General features: G+C 56.9%; 17 protein-coding genes. 12 read left to right on the plus strand and 5 right to left on the minus strand.

What is annotated here, in order from left to right; all coding sequences use genetic code 11:
• The first annotated feature begins 153 nt into the window (after positions 1 to 153).
• Together CQ13_RS28575 and CQ13_RS44640 are read left to right on the plus strand one after the other, a co-directional pair.
• The gene (locus tag CQ13_RS28575; protein WP_063800174.1) at positions 154 to 471 is read left to right on the plus strand and encodes a hypothetical protein; all 318 of its coding nucleotides are present in this window, start codon (positions 154 to 156) and stop codon (positions 469 to 471) included.
• 210 nt (positions 472 to 681) lie between these two features.
• Positions 682 to 873 carry a hypothetical protein gene (locus CQ13_RS44640; protein ID WP_197427472.1) on the plus strand — a complete coding sequence of 64 codons (192 nt, stop codon included), beginning with the start codon at positions 682 to 684 and terminating at the stop codon, positions 871 to 873.
• 265 nt (positions 874 to 1,138) lie between these two features.
• On the opposite strand, the gene CQ13_RS28585 is transcribed toward CQ13_RS44640, so the two are convergent.
• From CQ13_RS28585 to CQ13_RS28600, 4 genes are all read right to left on the minus strand, one after another.
• The gene (locus CQ13_RS28585) at positions 1,139 to 1,858 is read right to left on the minus strand and encodes a class I SAM-dependent methyltransferase (RefSeq protein WP_057846164.1); all 720 of its coding nucleotides are present in this window, start codon (positions 1,856 to 1,858) and stop codon (positions 1,139 to 1,141) included.
• A 137-nt stretch (positions 1,859 to 1,995) separates the two neighbouring features.
• Positions 1,996 to 2,523 (minus strand): hypothetical protein, encoded by a 528-nt coding sequence (locus CQ13_RS28590; protein ID WP_156433969.1) that lies wholly within the window; start codon positions 2,521 to 2,523, stop codon positions 1,996 to 1,998.
• A gap of 435 nt (positions 2,524 to 2,958) precedes the next feature.
• The gene (locus CQ13_RS28595; protein ID WP_057846166.1) at positions 2,959 to 3,147 is read right to left on the minus strand and encodes a hypothetical protein; all 189 of its coding nucleotides are present in this window, start codon (positions 3,145 to 3,147) and stop codon (positions 2,959 to 2,961) included.
• Entirely contained in the window at positions 3,144 to 3,482 is a 339-nt protein-coding gene (locus CQ13_RS28600) for a hypothetical protein (RefSeq protein ID WP_245309390.1), read from the minus strand. Before CQ13_RS28600 ends, CQ13_RS28595 begins: the two co-directional genes overlap by 4 nt.
• A 78-nt stretch (positions 3,483 to 3,560) precedes the next feature.
• Between CQ13_RS28600 and CQ13_RS28605 the strand changes: the two genes are divergently transcribed.
• From CQ13_RS28605 to CQ13_RS28640, 7 genes are all read left to right on the plus strand, one after another.
• Complete coding sequence (locus CQ13_RS28605; RefSeq protein ID WP_057846167.1) at positions 3,561 to 3,812, plus strand: helix-turn-helix domain-containing protein; 252 nt, start codon at positions 3,561 to 3,563, stop codon at positions 3,810 to 3,812.
• Positions 3,813 to 3,971: 159 nt separating this feature from the next.
• Positions 3,972 to 4,208 carry a helix-turn-helix transcriptional regulator gene (locus tag CQ13_RS28610; protein ID WP_057846208.1) on the plus strand — a complete coding sequence of 79 codons (237 nt, stop codon included), beginning with the start codon at positions 3,972 to 3,974 and terminating at the stop codon, positions 4,206 to 4,208.
• A gap of 534 nt (positions 4,209 to 4,742) precedes the next feature.
• Positions 4,743 to 5,792 carry a glycosyltransferase family 2 protein gene (locus CQ13_RS28620; RefSeq protein WP_057846169.1) on the plus strand — a complete coding sequence of 350 codons (1,050 nt, stop codon included), beginning with the start codon at positions 4,743 to 4,745 and terminating at the stop codon, positions 5,790 to 5,792.
• A gap of 4 nt (positions 5,793 to 5,796) precedes the next feature.
• Positions 5,797 to 7,722, plus strand: coding sequence for an asparagine synthase (glutamine-hydrolyzing) (gene asnB / locus CQ13_RS28625; RefSeq protein WP_082637701.1), 1,926 nt, complete (start codon positions 5,797 to 5,799; stop codon positions 7,720 to 7,722).
• A gap of 27 nt (positions 7,723 to 7,749) precedes the next feature.
• Complete coding sequence (locus CQ13_RS28630; RefSeq protein WP_063800175.1) at positions 7,750 to 9,918, plus strand: bi-domain-containing oxidoreductase; 2,169 nt, start codon at positions 7,750 to 7,752, stop codon at positions 9,916 to 9,918.
• A 119-nt stretch (positions 9,919 to 10,037) separates the two neighbouring features.
• Positions 10,038 to 10,814, plus strand: coding sequence for a class I SAM-dependent methyltransferase (locus tag CQ13_RS28635; protein ID WP_057846172.1), 777 nt, complete (start codon positions 10,038 to 10,040; stop codon positions 10,812 to 10,814).
• 55 nt (positions 10,815 to 10,869) lie between these two features.
• Positions 10,870 to 12,513, plus strand: coding sequence for a hypothetical protein (locus tag CQ13_RS28640; protein ID WP_057846173.1), 1,644 nt, complete (start codon positions 10,870 to 10,872; stop codon positions 12,511 to 12,513).
• A gap of 371 nt (positions 12,514 to 12,884) precedes the next feature.
• Here CQ13_RS28640 and CQ13_RS28645 read toward each other — a convergent pair whose 3' ends face one another.
• Positions 12,885 to 14,741 (minus strand): hypothetical protein, encoded by a 1,857-nt coding sequence (locus CQ13_RS28645; protein WP_057846174.1) that lies wholly within the window; start codon positions 14,739 to 14,741, stop codon positions 12,885 to 12,887.
• Between the two features lie 732 nt (positions 14,742 to 15,473).
• Between CQ13_RS28645 and CQ13_RS28650 the strand changes: the two genes are divergently transcribed.
• From CQ13_RS28650 to CQ13_RS28660, 3 genes are all read left to right on the plus strand, one after another.
• The gene (locus CQ13_RS28650; protein WP_057846175.1) at positions 15,474 to 16,730 is read left to right on the plus strand and encodes a tyrosine-type recombinase/integrase; all 1,257 of its coding nucleotides are present in this window, start codon (positions 15,474 to 15,476) and stop codon (positions 16,728 to 16,730) included.
• Entirely contained in the window at positions 16,730 to 17,230 is a 501-nt protein-coding gene (locus CQ13_RS28655) for a hypothetical protein (RefSeq protein WP_057846176.1), read from the plus strand. The genes CQ13_RS28650 and CQ13_RS28655 overlap by 1 nt, the downstream gene beginning before the upstream one ends.
• A gap of 82 nt (positions 17,231 to 17,312) precedes the next feature.
• Complete coding sequence (locus CQ13_RS28660) at positions 17,313 to 17,537, plus strand: helix-turn-helix transcriptional regulator (RefSeq protein WP_057846177.1); 225 nt, start codon at positions 17,313 to 17,315, stop codon at positions 17,535 to 17,537.
• Positions 17,538 to 17,609: the final 72 nt, after the last annotated feature.

Raw genomic sequence — 17,609 nt, forward strand, 5'->3', positions numbered from 1 at the left:
CGATTTCGATGGAATAGGAGACATAGATAAGATGGACAGGGATTTCGTCTCTTGATCCAAGGCGGACTCCTGATTGCGTCAGCAACGAGCATACTTGCTGCGTGCGTTCGCCCAACTTAGTATCATTGAGCGAGTGCGTGCTTCGGAGGGAAAATGACGCGTGAGACCGTATTGCGGGAGCGCCTTGCAACGCCTGACCTGACTCCTGAACTGTACCTGTACCCGACCGAAGCAGGAGGAAGAAAAGGTCCGATAAAGCTCGGTTGGGGTTGTCCCTGCAGCAAGGAAAACAGCTTGCAACAAGGTTGGGACGGCTACCCCTTGCTTCAAAGCGAGATGATGCCAGGCGAACGCCGAAGGCTTGGTTTCGTATTTTTATCAGGCGCTGAGGCAACCTTGGCGCTCAGATTGAGTGATCGGTTTTATCTTTGGGAGGGTGGCTTCATCGGCGAGGCGGAAATCATTCGATAGATGACTGCCACCCAATGGTCGGTTGTCGCTTCTTGAACGAGAGCCCGTTCAGTCAGTTCAACTTCTCGCACGTAAAAAGTGTCCCGTATGGCACCTATATCGCTACAACCATTTATAGCCAAATTCGTCGGCCTAGAAGGCGACTACGCGGTTGAGTTTACGCCGACTAGTGAACTTGGGTCGATAAAGACGACAATTGTTGGCACCCCCATGACTTGGTACGTCGATTTTGTCGGCCTGAACGAAGGCGGCGACGTTGTTCTCGGTGGCATAACGACAGGATCACAGGCTGTTTGGGGTGATTGTTACTGGTTCGAAGTCGAAGCCAACGCAGGTGCTCGCTGCATCGAATACTGGGGCGATCAAGTTTTGTGGAGAAAAGATTGGGCGACCGGCGCTTAAGCTAGCTGGGGCCGGATGCGTGTGCACAATCGTTCTGCTCGGGCAAGCTGAACCGTCGCATTTGCCTCGGTCCCTGTCCGCTTATGGCCCCAACTCGGACCTTTGGTGAGGTCCCCTTTTCCATCGTCGTGATTAGAGCGCCGCGAAATAGGCAATCCAGCGTAACAAACTGAAAGGGTCGCTCTTGTTGCGCGCGAGCGCTACAAGACCACGGGCCAGCCAGCGTCAAAAGGCACAGGCAGGCCCAAAGCGCGGTCCGCGAGACCTACCGCCGGACTTCTGCCAAACCCATTATAGTCCAACCCAACCACATCTTGTTCACGATCCATTTGACTCCGCGCATCAGTGAGCCAAGGAAGACACGGTCGGCTGCGCGTTGAAGGCGGTACGAATTGAGGATACGGAGCACTCCGCGATTAAAACGAGGCGTGATGGAAAACATCTCCTTCACCCGGAAGCGCGGCGCCAGCAGTTCGTGGAGCTCGTGCCGATCGACCCAATGGCGCAATTGCCCCGGCCCGGGAGCCGGGATATCGTTGAGCACCAAGGCCGGCTTGTTCTGCGTCGCCAACATGAGATGGCCGCCGGGCTTTAACAGTCCTGCGATTTTCGACAAGAATGCCGCCTGATCGGCGACGTGCGCAAGCACTTCCAGGCTGATCGCAACATCGTACCCGGAACCAACATCCGTGGTCATGAAGTCACCAGCAATAAAGCGGGCTTGCGGAACACGCTGCGCAGCACGCGCTAACACTTCGTCCGAAAGGTCGGTTGCGGTGACTTGGCCGAATTGGACAAGCTGTGTGCAGAGCCAACCTGCTCCGCAGCCGATCTCAATTATCTTGAGATCTCTTCTTCTCAAGCTACTGAGCCAAGACACGATGACTTCGGTCTGCTCAATCGATATCTCGTTGAGACTCTTCTCGCGCGTCGAGGCGTTCCAATCGTTCCAAAATGCACGCTGCTTCTCAATCGCTTCCGTCATCAAAATTCTCGCGCAACAGAAAAACAACTGTGGCGGCTAAAGCCACACACTCTTAAAAAATTAGCTTAACTTATCACACGCTTGAGCCGAGGTCCAATGACAAGGCCCGCTAGCGTGAACCGGCGGGCCTGATAGCGTCAGACCGCAAACTGTTCTTTGAAACGCTCAGCCTGCTCACCGCCGAGCAGTTCTAAAATCAACGAGCGCGTCATCCTGACGTCGTAGTCGGCGTCCTTGTCATTATCCAGCCAACCGGCACCCGCTATACAGGTTAACAGCACCTCCAGCTTCGCCCGCTTGCCCTCGGCAGTGCGCGCAGGGATCGCCCACATTTCCTTGACCAATTCATCCAGGCGATCGAAGTGGGGCTGCGCGAGCCTGTTCAGCTCTGCCTGTCGCGCAACTTCGGGCATTCTCCCGATAGCCTCACTGACCTCATCCTGGGTCATTTTGATCCGCCCCTCTTTGACCTCGCAATCCAATCGAAGCCACTCATCTCTCCAGGCGTGTACACACTCGCTGATCTCGTCGTCGTCTATTGTCGCTTGCCGGTAAGCCTCAAGAATGTCTCGCTCGAGATCCAGCAAGGGCTGATCTTCGATAATCGCGAGCGCGGCGGCCGGAATGGTGGCGCCCGTGATGGCTGCGCCGACTATCATGTTCATAATTGATCTCCTGTTCATTGCAGCCCCGCCCGAATGAATCCGCGAACCTGCTTCAGGTTCTCGATCCACAGGGACGGTCTGACATGCATCAGGCGGACTGGTCGGAATCACTGGAGGTGAAGACAATTGAACGGCGCCTGGGGCGCCTGTCTCGGCTGTGGTGGTTTGGTTGCACGTGGTCATCTGAAAGTTCCTTTGTCGCGGTCTTTCGGTGGGTGGAGAGGCCGACAGCGCGCCAGCCCCGCTTCGTTCATGCATCTTGCTTCACCTCCGATCTGCCGCCGCCAGCGTCTGAGGGAGTGAAGGCTGATTGAACGTGAGCGATCAGACAGCGCAGAGCGGCTGCCTGAGACGGGTTCAGAATCCCGGAGACGGCGAGCGCCTGGCATTCGCCGATGAGCGCTGACACCGCGAATAACTGACGGGGCGTCGCGCTCAGCGTGCGGCTCTCCGCACGCTGATGACGGTTGAAGCGCCCCAGAGCGACATGCGGCGCCGGCCGACCCTCTCCAGGGTGACTTCGACCTTGCCGCGCGGGGTACGAATGCCAGCGCTGACGCTGACGATGGTTTCGCCGGAGCCCGTTTGATCGCCCGGCATCAGGTAGCGGGCTTGGATTTTCATCCTCGCAGCCTTCGGATTTCGTCACGGCAGGCGGTGGTGGTAGCTTTCCACTGCGCCCCGCTTTCGATGTAGTCAGCGCGGGCTATCGTGGTTTCCAGCACCTTGATGCGATCAACCTTCGCGGTAGCGGAAAGGGCGGCCAGTTGGGCAGCAGCGCGGGCTTCAATCCATGCCTGCCGCAGCGCCCATGCGAAGCACTTGCGCCCGATGTCCGAGAACTTGATCTCCGGATAGCGATAGGTCTGCCGGAAGATTGCCCAGGCGCGGGTCATTAGTGCCGTGCGGTCGATTTTGGGCATAGCTCCGCCGTCCGCTGAAGCGGTGGTTTTGGTCATGGGGTTGCACTTGGTTTGTCTGCGTTATACTAAATGGATCATCGTCTATGATCCAAAAAGTGTCAAGAGGTTTTTGCGGTGATTTCGATCGAACAGATACGAGCAGCTCGCGGACTGCTCGGCTGGTCTCAGACCCAGTTGGCGGGAGCGGCTGGCCGTTCGTTGCCAACCATCAAACGTCTGGAGCGGGACGACGGCGAGGGCCCGGCCGTCTCGGAGGACGTCCGGAACGCCGTTCAGAAGGCTCTAGAGAAAGCCGGCGTCGAGTTCATTGCAGAGAATGGGGGCGGGGCCGGCGTACGGCTGAAGAAACAGTCGAAACGAAAATGACGGCAGAGCCGCTAATAGTATCGGTTGCGTGTGTGTTTCTCTCGGCTGCACCCGTTTTTATATCGGCAACATCAAAAGCGACGGGCGATTGATGTCAGGCCGATGGGTCTAGCCGATACAAAACAGGGTCAAACCATCAGCTTTAGGAGCCTCGCCAGTATGCTTACGATAGGAAACCAACTAAAGGCCGCCCGCGCGCTTGCGGGTCTCAGTCAAGCCCAGCTTGCGACAGCGGCCGGACTAAACGTGACGACAATTTCGGCAATGGAAGGGAAGGGCGCCGCAACGCTGGGAAGCGGGATCGATACCATCAAGGCAGTGATGGATGCGCTCGGGGCGGCCGGCGTCGAATTGATCGACGAGGGACGGCCAGGCTGCCGGCTCAGGGCAAAATGAAGCCCGCCGGGCTCGCAATCATGTTGGCACTGTTGGTCTCGCCCGCCGCGGCGCAGCATGAACGGGAGATGATCGCGGAAAGAACGCGCGCGACACTTCGGGCGGCGAAGGCGAGGGGTGTCAAAATTGGACGCAATGGCGCTGAATGCCTAGCGCCCGCTTATCGGGCAGCCGCTGCTGAACGGGCGATGAGTCTCGCTCCTGTCCTTACACAGCTAGTGAAAGCTGGCCTGTCTGCGAGACAAATTGCCGCCGAACTAACAGCTCGAAAAGCTTAAGGGTGTCTGAGGTACAGACCGAATGTGACGGAAGTCAGAGGCGACCGGTGGCAACCGTCAACAATCATCAGTTCGTCGGACCTCCGCCATCTATGTATAACCTATTGACAAAACTTATATTTTGTAAATGTAGCGCATAGGGTCCCTAACTCGGCCCCAAACTGGCGTGTATAACCGTTCCTGTGCCGTGGTTGCGTTGGTATAGCTGCCGTGCTTTGGAAACCCATTCAACCCTTCGGGCAATTAGGCATCTATCGTGGATCATCACGCGCCCAAGACAATTGCTACTTACCCCGCTGTTTCTGTTGTTTGTCCCTTCTTCAACGAAGAGGCGATTATCGAGCGCGCCGTTCAGCGCATGCTCATGAATCTCCGCCAGCAATTCGGCGATGCGTTTGAGCTGATTTTGGTCAATGACGGATCAAAGGATAAATCGCTGGAACGCTTGTTCGGCGTGCTCGTGGCCGAACGTGCAGAAAAGCAGGTCCGAGTGTTGTCTTATCCGATCAACCAGGGACGAGGGCGCGCTATCAAAATCGGTATCGACGAAGCGACGGCTCCTATCATCGTAACAACAGAGGCCGATTGCTCGTGGGGCGACGACATAGTTCAACGCTTACACGCAGAGCTAGTGGCTCATCCCGAGGCAGATTTTGTAATTGCGTCGCCCCATCGCGAAGGCGGAAGTTTGGTGAACGTATCACCCGCGCGGGTGTTCCTGACTCAAGCAGGCAACAGGCTGATCCGTCTTTTCTTCGACAGCAGCGTCACGATGAATACGGGCATGACTCGTGGTTATCGCGCCGCCGTTATTCAACCGCTCCTGACGGAGGAGAATGGCAAAGAGTTTCATCTTGAGGTGCTTCTCAAGCTTCTTGGCCTCGGCTTTCGTGCGCGCGAGATCCCTGCCACTTTGACTTGGCTCGATCACAAACTCCAACGCGACGGTGCGGCCAAGCGCAAGTCATCTACGAAAATTTTCAAGACTATCACTAGCCATCTACGCTTTATCGCTATCGCCCAACCTGTTCGGCACTTCGCATTCTTAACAGCGCTAATCGCTCTGCTCGGCTGCGGATTCATCGCAGCTGCTGTCGCCATGCTTGTCACGCATGCAGCGCCCGCGATCTATCTCGCGCTGGTCGGCCTGATTCTCTTCGTTATTGCTCTGCTTTTTGCAGGCTTTTCTATTTTGTTCTTTCAGCTACGAGAGCTCGCGCGAACAAATTGGATGCAAGGATACGGTGCGAGGACTCCGCCGACAGCAAAGCCTGCTGAATTGGCATTTCCCGTGAAAGCTAGCTAACGAAATGTGCGGTATTGTTGGGACAGCAGGCCGGTATGATCCGGCTTTGGTACGCCGCATGGCCGATAGGATTTCCCACCGCGGACCCGATGGCGCTGGCTTTCACGATTTCCCAAGTGCCGAAATAAGCATTGGAATGCGGCGTCTTGCCGTTATTGACCTTAACACTGGCGATCAGCCGCTGCATGGCGATCAGAATCGCGTCCACATCGTCTATAATGGTGAGGTCTATAACTATCGTGAATTGCGTACCGAGCTTGAGAAGCTGGGTCATCGCTTTATCACCACGAGCGATACCGAAGTTGTGCTTCACGCCTATCTAGCATGGGGGCGCAACGCCTGGGTGCGCCTTCACGGCATGTTCGCGATCGCCATTGTTGATGAACGCGGCAGTCGAACGAAGCTATTGCTGGTTCGCGATCGTCCGGGCATCAAGCCTTTGTATTTCTGTCGTCAGGGCAAGAGCCTGCTGTTCGCGTCCGAGATCAAGGCGCTTCAGGCAGACAGCGGGTTTTCGTCCGAGGTCGATCTGGCCGCAATCCGTTCGTATCTTTCCCTTCGATATGTGCCAGGCCCCGGTTCGCTACTGACTAGCGTCGAAAAGCTTGCGGCCGGGCATGACCTAGTTTGGTGCCAAGGCGACATCGAGGTGAAGCGCTGGTGGTTTCCGCCCGGCGCGGACTCGGTGGAAGCTGGCCTTGATATCGAAGCGGCCGCGGATCGCTTTGGCACGGCCCTGCGCGCATCCGTTCACCGGCACATGATTGCTGACGTGCCGGTAGGCGCCTTCCTGTCCGGGGGCATCGATTCAAACGTAATTGTCGCCTTGATGGCCGAGGTTGCGGCTGGCCCGGTCAAGACGTTCTCAATCGGATTTCCCGATTTCCCCGATCACGACCGCGAGCTTGCGGCTCTAACGGCGCGTCGCATCGGAGCGGACCATCACGCGATCGATTGCCGCGCCGAGGATATGGCCAGCTTGCCGGAGATCGCTTTTGCGCTGGACGAGCCGGTGGGAGACGCAATTGTTGTTCCCATGTATGTGCTCGCGCGCGAGGCCCGAAAAGAGGTCAAGGTCGTATTGTCCGGTGAAGGCGCAGATGAAATTCTCGGCGGATACATGTTTCACCGCAAGCTTCAGCAAATTGCGCGAGTGAAGTCGTTTGTGCCGGCGCATTCGTTTCCAATTGCCGCACGCCTCGCCTCGATTATACCGGTCGCGATCCTTGAGAGGCTTTTCGACTATCCTGGCGCGCTTGGCAAAGTGGGGCGTCGCAAGATCGTGTCCATGCTGGAGCGCATGGGTGATGCTCCGCTGACGGATCTCTATCGATCGGCTGTGTCGCTCTTCGACGCGGATGATATCCGCGCGATGGCGGGAGGTCATGCGCTTGCCCGTGAGGCGGACCGCAGCGTCGGTCCGGTTTTGGAGAGATTACCCGGTGAAACGGCACTACAATCTCTGGTGGCGATGCAGTACCCCGATTGGCTACCGGACGACATTCTTATGAAGGCCGACAAGATGACCATGGCCCATTCGCTCGAAGGGCGGGTACCTTTTATGGACGAGCTGGTCATCGCAGCCGCGGCAGCCTTGCCGGATGCGACCAAATTGGGGGCGTCCGGCAACAAGCTTGCGTTGCGGCGCTTCGGAGTTGGTCTCCTGCCGTCGGAGGTCTTGCAGGCGCCTAAACGCGCATTCTACATTCCGCTTGAGGCGTATGCGACAACCAGGCCTCTTGCTGACATTTTCGACTGGGCTCTCGATCCCGTGCGTGTCAAGAAGCGCGGTCTCTTCAGTCCTCAATGGATTGCCGCGCAGCGCGCCGCGGATCCTGCCCAGGGTTTTCTACCACTCAAGCGGTTGTTCTCGATCGTGATGCTGGAGCTGTGGTTCGAACGATTCGCACCGTCTTCAAGCTGGACTTGAACTGCGCGTTATACAGAAGGTGCTTTTATGAAGATTGTGGTGCAAAATTTTAAGTCTGGCGTTTTGTCGGTTGCCGATGTTCCCGCGCCGCGTGCGGGTGCCGGTCAGGTTCTCGTTCGGGCGCATAGTTCGCTCATCAGTTCCGGCACCGATCGCGCGATAATCGGCTTGGGCAAGAAGGGATATCTCGGCAAGGCTCTGGACCGTCCCGATCTTGCGATGAAGGTTATAAACCGGGCGCGCACCGAAGGCCTTTGGCCAACGTATAAAGTAGTGAAGAATCTGATCGCAGAACCGATCCCGCTCGGATATTCCCTTGTCGGCACCGCGCTGGAGGTTGGGCGCGACGTGAACGACATTTCGGTGGGCGATCGCGTTGCTTGCGCCGGCCTTGGCTTTGCAAATCATGCGGAGTTAGTGGCCGTTCCCAAGAATCTCTGTGTTCGTGTGCCAGCAGCGGTTACCGACGAACAAGCCAGTTATGTGACGCTGGGCGCCATTGCACTCCATGGCTTGAGGCAGGCGGATCAGCAACTGGGCGCGACTGTTCTGGTCGTAGGATTGGGCTTGGTCGGTCAATTGACCGTGCAGTTATGCGTCGCTGCGGGTATGCGGGTTGCGGGCCTCGATCTCGATTCTCGCAAACTCGATATGGCGCGAGCAGCGGGTGCGACCGTTGCCACAATACCGTCTGATCCTGCGCTTGCGACTCAGATAGCCACGATGACAGGTGGTTTTGGTGTGGATTCAGTTTTGCTAACTGTGGGTTCGCGCGATAGCGGCGCAGTTTTCGAAGATGTTGCGAAGCTGTGTCGTGACCGGGCGCGCGTAGTCGTGGTCGGCGATGTCAAGATGGACATAGCGCGTCGAACCTATTTCGAGAAAGAGCTGGAAATTCTTCAGTCACGCTCATACGGACCGGGCCGATACGATCCCGCCTATGAGGCGAAAGGTCAGGATTATCCGATCGGCTATGTGCGCTGGACTGAGCGGCGCAACCTCTCAACGTTTCTTGAATTGATTGGTGATGGCAGGTTGGATCCGGCGCGGCTTACGACTCATAAATTTTCAATCGCGGATGCAACCGAGGGCTACGATCTGGTCACCGGCAAGAAACAGGATTTCAGCGTAGGCATTGTCCTTGAGTATCCATCCGAAATGAGTCCCTCCAAGTCGCTTGCCCTTTCGGCGTCGCGACGGCCCGTATCCGGTCGGATTGGCCTTGGTGTCATAGGGGCAGGAACGTTTGCAAAAGGTATCCTGCTGCCCGCTTTGATGGACGCTCAGGCTTTCCACATGGTCGGCGTAGCTACCGGAAAGGGCATTTCGGCAAAAAGTGTTGCCGAGCGATATGGCGCCAGCATGGCCCACAACGATGGATATGCTTTGCTAGATGATCCCTCCGTTCAGGCGGTCGTCATCGCCACCCGTCACGACAGCCACGCGCGTTATGTGGTTGAAGCTTTGAACCGCGGCAAGCATGTCTTCGTCGAGAAGCCGCTGGCAATCTCGCGCCAAGAACTTATCGATGTTGAGGCAGCGGCGCGCGCCTCTTCAGGCACATTGACTGTTGGTTTCAACCGGCGGTTCTCACCTTTAGTGCAAGCAATGGCTGCGCATTTCAAGGGGCGCTCGGAACCAATGGCTATGCTCTATCGCGTCAACGCTGGCCGTATTGCACTTAAGTCTGAACTTGGCTGGGTACACGATCGGGAAAGTGGTGGCGGCCGAATTATCGGTGAAGCCTGCCATTTCATCGATGCTATGCAGAGCGTTTGCGGTTCACTTCCAGAGTCCGTTCAGGTGGCCCATGTTAGTCCACGACGTTCTGACGTTGCCGCCGACGATATCGTTACCTTTACGGTGAAATTCGAAGACGGGTCGATTGGCACCGTGCACTACTGGTCGAATGGTGACGCTAGCTACCCGAAGGAACGGTTCGAAGCCTTTGCGCAAGAGCGCATGGCGCTGCTGGACAATCTCCGTGCACTCGATCTTGTGGCCAAAAACAAAACATCGCGCCGCCGCTCTTTGAATGTTGACAAGGGATTTGCGGCGGAAGCGGCCGCTTTCGCGGAGGCTTGTCGAACGGGCAATCCCGCAATTTCGATCGAAAGCCTGATTGCAACCACGGAGGTTACCCTCGCAGTAACTGAGGCTTTGCGGGGCGTTGGATCCGAAGACGAGATTGAGTGAGCCGAGGCATGACAGGGGAGATCGTACCATGTGTTGTTTGCGGTTCGTCTGACCCGCGGCCGTTGCGAGTTTCGCTGGGGTACGGCGGCATCCGCGAGTGCAGCAGTTGCGGATCAGGATTGCTGGAACCGCGTCCCTCCGCACTCGATCTGACGGCACTGCATGGCAGCGACAACTATTTCAACCATCCGTATTTCATCGCGCGGCGTGAACTGACTTCCGTGCTGCGTGCGGCATGCGAGGCAAAACTGTCGCGGGTCGAGCGCCAAATCGGCGCGCTTGACGGCAAAGCCCTGATCGATGTCGGGTGCGATCTCGGAATCCTCGTCGCCTATGCCGTAGAAAGTCGGCATATGACAGCGATCGGCATCGACATTTTTCCTAAGGTGGTGGAGCTCGGCCGGGCCGCGGGCCGCGACTTGCGGGTCGGTACGCTGGAAACCGCTGCGTTGGCGGCATCTAGTGCCGACATTATCTGCGGATTTGATCTCATCGAGCACGTCGATAATCCTGATCGCTTCCTCCGCGAAGCATTTCGTGTGTTGAAGCCAGGCGGCACGCTGGCACTGGAAACGCCAAATTACGATGGCCTCATCTATCGGATCGGCCGGGGGCTTGCGAAATTCTCTGGATTGCTGCGGCCTCTGCAAGAGCGTCTCTGGCCGCCCTTTCATGTTCAGTATTTTACCGAGGCGTCGCTGACGGCGTTGTTGCAGAAAGCAGGCTTCGAACAAGTGAGAATAGAGGGCCGCGAGCTGGAATCGTCTGAGCTGGCTGTAGCGCAGCCCGTTTTGCGTGTTGCGGTGCAGAGCGTATTCGCGCTCGCGCGCCGCGTTGGCTCCATGACTTTGCTGACAGCAATTGCCCGCAAGCCGCTGAATGACATCAAGGCCTGATGTTCTTAGAAACATGTTTGTTGTAATTCGAGATGGCAAAAGGTGAAACGGGCCAATGGACAATTCGGACAGCTATCTCGCCGCCATCTGGCCGCTGTTGGGCCGTGCCCTTTCGGGGCTCGATGCCGAGCCAACATCGCCGACACACGGTAGCTTCGATCGAACGTGGTGGTGCTGGAAGTTTACCGATTTTTCGGCCACCCGGTTCCAAGAAGGCGCGCATGTGCTTAGCTGGCTGGCGTCATCCCCAAGATCGCCGGCGCCCGTCGAGGCAAGGGGCCGCATGACAGAGCTTGCCGGTGGCGCCCTGCGCTTCTGGACAAGGCTTCAGCACAGCGATGGAAGTTTTGACGAGGCTTATCCGTTTGAGCGCAGTTTGGCCGCGACGGCGTTCACCGGCTTCTATCTTGGGATCGCGCTGGAGCGGATACGAGATAGGGTAGACCCAGCGACGGAGCTGAAAACACTTTCGTCGATCGAGCGTGGCGCGACCTGGCTCGCAAATAATGGCGAACATCACGGCATCCTCTCCAACCATCTCGCGGCGTCCGCAGCTGCCTTGCAGGTGGCGGGTGACGTCATCGGCACTGACAAGTTCAAGGTCGCGCGGGATCGCTATCTCGGCGTGATCTACAAGCATCAGCATCCTGATGAAGGATGGATGAAAGAGTATGGCGGTGCGGATCCGGGCTATCAAAGCCACGGGATGTTCTATCTTGCCGAGATCGAACGTCGGACCGGCGATAAGGAACTGTTCGGACGTCTGATCCGTGCCAGCGATTTCGTGAGCTGGTTCGCTCATCCTGACGGCAGTCTCGGGGGAGAGTATGCGAGCCGAGGAACGAAGTTCGCTTATCCGGCTGCGTTCGAAATGCTGGCAGCGCGTGTGCCATCATCTGCCGCGGTTGCCAAGCACATGCGCGAGAAATTGTCAGCGGGTCGTGGCGTTGGAGCGCAAGAGATGGACGCGTGGAATCAGTTTCCGCTGCTTAACAACCTGCTTTTCGCGGCCGATGCCGCTGGCGATCTTTCGCATGCGGCGGAGCTTCCCTGGCGGACCCCAGGTGCTGTCGCAGTGTTTGCGGATGCGGGCCTTGCCATAGCAAATGCCAATAATCGCATTGTTGCGATGGGTGGCCAGATGGGTGGCTCGGTCAAACTGTTCGCGATGACAGGCGCCTTGATCTATGAGGACTGCGGATATGCTGTCGCGTCGCCGAAAGGCTTCGTAATCAGCCAGGGTGAGGGGAGCTGTCAGATCGAGACCGATCCCGAGCGTTTGCTGCATGTTGATGTGGAAACTTCCTTTCGTGGCATTCCCTCGATGCGGTTCGATCCTTGGCGATTCGTCGCGTTCCGCCTCTTCACCACCACGCTGGGGCGCTTCCCGGCTGTATCGCGCTGGCTCAAAGACCTGCTGGTCACGACACTCATTCGCAAGAAAAAGAGCCATCCGGGTCGGCTGCATCGGCGCATTTCCGTCGCGAAAGACGGGAAGATAACGATCGAGGATCGGATCACAGGTGTGAGCGGAGCGCCCGTTCCCGTGCCGCGCCATGTGCCCTTCCATATGGGATCATCACGGTACGCGGATTTTGAGGATTGGTGCGGAGCGCATGTAGCATGTACACCAGCGAAACCGCTCAGCGAGGGATCCCAAGAATCGCCTAACTATCATCGACATATAGCGCTGACCTGATGCCGCGAAGAACAACTTGCTTGAACGTTGGCTCGAATTTCTAGCCGTCCCTTTCTAAGGTCATGTGCCTTGATGCGAGAACCAGAACGATGAGTTTCGTTCGTTGGTAGTAGCTCGGTCGTCAATGGCATAGACGAGTACGATGTCAAAGCAGCGATAAGGGCGCCCCCTCAGCCGACAGCCTTGTTTAAGCGCACAATCACATTGGCTTCACGACGTGCACGCGATCATCAGGCCGTATCTTCGGGACATGAAACCGTGCAGCGGCTCGCGAGTGCCTGGATCGTACGTGCTTTCGCCCACAAATAACGGCTTGCTTTCCAAAAACGATCTAACGTGGCTTTTCAAATCCTGCGACATGACAATCCTGCTTATTCCGAAAGCTGATACACAACATAGGTGTCGTTTTCAAAGACACGAGGGAGATCCAGGTCTTGCGTTTCGGCCGGCCCGCATGTCCATTGCGCAGGTGCCGCTCCAGGTTTGATCGCCACAAAGTAATGTAGCGATGGGTACTGCGAGCGAAGTTGGTGTAAGCGAGAAATGTCCGAAGTGAGCTTCACGTAACCCTTTTCAAAGACGCAGAGTATTTGGCCGTTATTTGCGATGTAAGCTTGAATGGCTTGTGGCGAAAAATTCAAGAGGTTGATTTTTAGTAGAAGTTTGATCTGGTCAATTTCGAATGCCAAGAGTCCGCGCGCGTAAACGGAATACCCCATGTACCCGTAATCCGCCGGATTTATGTGTCGAGACGAAACAGTGGCGTAAGGATATGGCGGCATCAGAACGATCTGATCGCGTGGGATAACGTTTCGAACGTAATCTGTGACCTCTGCCCAAGAAGTGCCGGGGTGGCGCGGCATCATGGCAAGCGCTCTTTGCCATTTAGCGGGCAACATAAGAAATGGCACAGCAACGGCGAGAACTGCGAGCGCAGTTCGGAGAAGTTGCGTTGTGCGTCGCACAGCGACGGTCGGTGCCGTATCGGGTAGGTGCATAAGTATAGTTGTTGCTACTAACGCTATCAATGACAATGCTTTGACGAAATCGCTGGCCATCGGAAGAGCCAGTACGGCGCTTGTTAGCGAAGCGAGAATCAAGCGCAACGCGTTCAATGTATTTTGCTGCTCGTTCCAGCGTCTCAAGCAAAGTATTGTAAGAGTCGCTGCAAGCGCGGGGATCGCGGCCAATGGTATCAATGCCGAGCGCGATAGGACGGCCCCGATCAGTGTAGGTATAGGAACAATTGCGAAGGCGGCGTACGCTATTGCACAAAAAATGGTAACTGCGACTCCCGTCGCAATTAGTCGGTAAGTGTAGATGGCAGGTAGTCTTGATGACAGTGCCGCAATAAAGGCGCACCAAAAAGCAATTATCCAGCACAGAGGTTGGACAATGCCGCCCGAGCCCCAAAGATAGATGTGGAATGGCTTACGAAAGCTCATAAGTGTCCACCACGCTGTGTCGGGCAACCCGGTGGGCAGGCTGGAAGGCGGCAGGTGATAAAGTATAAGAAGCCCTTGCGGCAAAGCACCAAGTGAGAAGAAAAACATCGCCAACACAATACGCTGCAATGCAGGTGCGAGTTTGCGAACGATCAACGCTTCAATACTGATACCGGTGAGAATGATGCCTATAACAATAAGTCCGTACGTTGCGTGCAGATTAGTAAGCAGCCCCGCTAGTCCAGCACATATCAATAGAGTTATGAGTTTTTGTCCGGACGTAATCCAGATGACCCAAACGAAAAGTGAGGCGGCAATTCCCCAGCTGCCAAGCAGATGGCTTGGATACTGAACATACAAAGGATAGCCAACGTTAAGTCCTGTTACCCAACTCTGTAAGAACACTACGATCGCAAAAGTCGCGACGAAAGCCGCTCCATAGCCGCGAGCCGATGACAGTCTAACCGCTAGGATACCAATGGCGCCGAGACCGCAAACTAAGAAAAGGCCCGCAAGAACATCATGAGCTACCTCCACGGAAAGAGCCCACGACTGGTCGAGCGCACCTAGGATCCGTGGGAGCAGGAGTGGGAGCTGAGGGAATAGGGAATGTTGTAAGGTACCGACGGGAGCCGCGATCTTCCCGGCGTACCAAAGCGAAGGGGCAACGGTGTCGCTGTAGTTTGGATCAGGCGGGGCCATTAACCAGAGGCTGGAGCCCCAAACTGCAATACCAACCAAGCAGATAGCGACTGCAAGTATCGTATGAAGGCGCACATCCATTTTCTATTGTCCGGAATCTTACGCCGCGGTGAGGAGTCGAATATATCCTTGTTTAGTAAAAGATCTTTCCAATCAATGCTTACTCAGTCAGCTTTGCAGGGGATCCGATAGTTTGCCTATCGGTGCGGATCAGCGGCGGCCGTGCCCTTGCCGATCACATTGGGCGGCGCGTGGTGAGCTCGCCCCGGGATATCGATCGATATAGCCTCCCGTCGGACTTGGCCAGAAATGGTCCCCGGCGGGGTTTTCAAACTTCCGTCGCCGATCCGGGATCTCAGCGGGGCAGCGCAGGTCCACGGAGAGCGCGGCGTCCACAAGCTGCGCCTTGGCTGGGCGTCGTGCAGTGGCTCCATGAACGCGGCAGAGATTGTAGTGAGCGACGTCACCTGAGCAGCGACGTCAAGCCAGCGCAGGGCGGTCACGGCTTTTGTGCCCCCTTTGTGCCCCCAACGAAATGTGCAAGGGCGCGCCGATTGCGAAAACCCCCATTTTCATTGGTGAGCGCGGAGGGACTCGAACCCTCGACCCCATGATTAAAAGTTAGGGGCATGCACACAGGCCAATTAGCTGCAATCATTGAGTTTCTCCCTGAAATCGCCGGAAACGCTTTGATAGCAGGCTTTTCCTCCAATTCCCATACCTTCCGAGAAATGTCTTGCGTTTACCCGTGGCTGTGTGCATAGAGTGTGCACATGGACCCCATAACGATTTGGTGTGCACGGGAGCTAGGGCATGCAAGCCAAGATCACCAAGACCAAAGTTGACGCGATGACCGCCGGGCAAATTCTGGCGGATAAGGAGGTTAAGGGCTTCGTGGCCCGATGCCTCGACAGCGGCGCGGTGACATACGGCTATCGATACCGCGACAAGACCACCGGCAAGCAGCGCTGGCTTGGCCTGGGGCTGCACGGCTCGATCACTGCGGACCAGGCGCGCGCTTTCGCAAAGAAGGCGGCCGGCGAGGTTGCCAACAAGCAGGACCCGGTTGGAGAGCTTCAGGAGAGCCGGGCGGAAGCCAAGCGGGAAAGGCTGGCAGAAGAAAACACCGTCAACGCCGTATTGGATGCCTTCGAAAAGGATCACGTTGACGGGCTCCGCAGCGGCGATCAGGTGAAGCGGGCCTTTACCGTCTATGTCCGGCCGCGCATTGGGGATAAGTCGATTTACGGCCTTAAGCGCAGCGACATCACAACCATGCTCAACGAGATCGCCACGGAACACGGGCGGGTTATGGCCGATCGTGTGCTGGCGCACGTCCGCAAGGCCTTCAATTGGCAGATGGTGCAGGATGACGAGTTCAAGTCTCCGATCGTCCGCGGGATGGCAAAGACGAAGCCGAAGGAGAGGGCGCGCAAGCGTACCCTGGCCGATGATGAGATCCGGGACATCTGGAAGGCTCTGGATCAGTTCGAGGCGCCGACCTGCTACCCGCGTTACGTCAAATCGCTGCTGCTTTGCCTCACCCGTCGCAACGAGTCATCCATGATGCACACGGACGAGCTGGAGGGCGATCTTTGGACAATTCCTGCAAGCCGGTACAAAAATAAGCGCGATCACGTCGTCCCGATCACTCCGGCAATGCGCGCCCTCATCGATTGGAAGCCCGAGGGGAAGCGTAACTCGTGGTTTGTATTCTCGACCACGGACGGCGAGAAGGCTTTCAGCGGCTTTAGCAAGGCCAAGAAAGAGCTAAACCGGATCATTGCCAAGAACCGGAAGGCGGAGGGGCGCCCGCCGATGAAGCAATGGCAACTGCACGACCTGCGCCGCACCGGCCGCAGCCTCATGAGCCGGGCTAAGGTGGACGCCGATCACGCCGAGCGCTGCATGGGGCATGTTATCGGAGGCGTGCGGGAGACGTACGACCGTTACGAATACCTGGAGGAGAAAAAGAAGGCTTTTGAGGCGCTGGCGGGTTTGGTCGCGCTGATCCTCGATCCGCCGGCAAATAACGTGGTCAATTTTGATGAACGTCGGGAGCATGCCTGATGCCGCGCGGTGGCCGCAGGTTGGGAGCTGGTCGCAAGCCGGACATTCCGCCAGAAGATGCGGCACTTATTCGTGAGGATTGCGAGCAGCGCGCGCGAGCAGCGCGAAGGAAGCAATGGGAAGCGAGCGTCAATCGCGAGCTCGAGAGGCGGGGAGTAGATTGGGGGAGGGACAAAGCCGCCCGAACTCCAACTGAGTTGGGCAACCCGGATTGGAAACCAGAAAGGCTTATCGAATATCGGAGGAAATATAATCCGATCGTTTCGGAGTACGGCCTCAACCCGGAAAAGAGCATTCCGAAAAACCTGCCCGTTCGTGTCGAGGCCGCAATCAATGCTGTGCGCGACAACAGAAAGGCTTCGGGAGAGCTTTATTCTACTGAAACACTGCCTCGGTTGTACGGCCGGCAGCGGCAGAAGATCATTGCAGACGTAGCGCGATCGTGGGGTATGACCCCCCGCGCAGTCAGGACCATCTGGGAAGCCAAACCAAGCGTTTGATTGTTGGCGCAATCGCGGTGTGCGGACAATTTTGAACTTGTGCATCTTGCTCTCGGTAACAACCAACTACCGAGGTTCACAGATGGACAAGACTACCAAGACGCACCGACCGCCCGTCGATGTGAAAGGCGCCGCAGTCTATTCCGGATTCGGCGAGGGCTATCTCAACAAGCTTCGTTGCAAGGGGGGCGGGCCGATCTTCATCAAGAAGGCTGGGGTCGTTCGCTACGACCTTGACGACTTGGACGAGTGGCTGGAGGCCGGCAAGCGCAAATCTACCTCCGACACGCGGGAGGTTGCCGCCTGATGCAGATCCGCATGGAAAACCCCGCAACGCTGGCGGCGTGCGGGGCTCCGAAAGACGATCTGGCAGGCGCTT

Source organism: Bradyrhizobium retamae, assembly GCF_001440415.1.
GTDB classification, from domain to species: domain Bacteria; phylum Pseudomonadota; class Alphaproteobacteria; order Rhizobiales; family Xanthobacteraceae; genus Bradyrhizobium; species Bradyrhizobium retamae.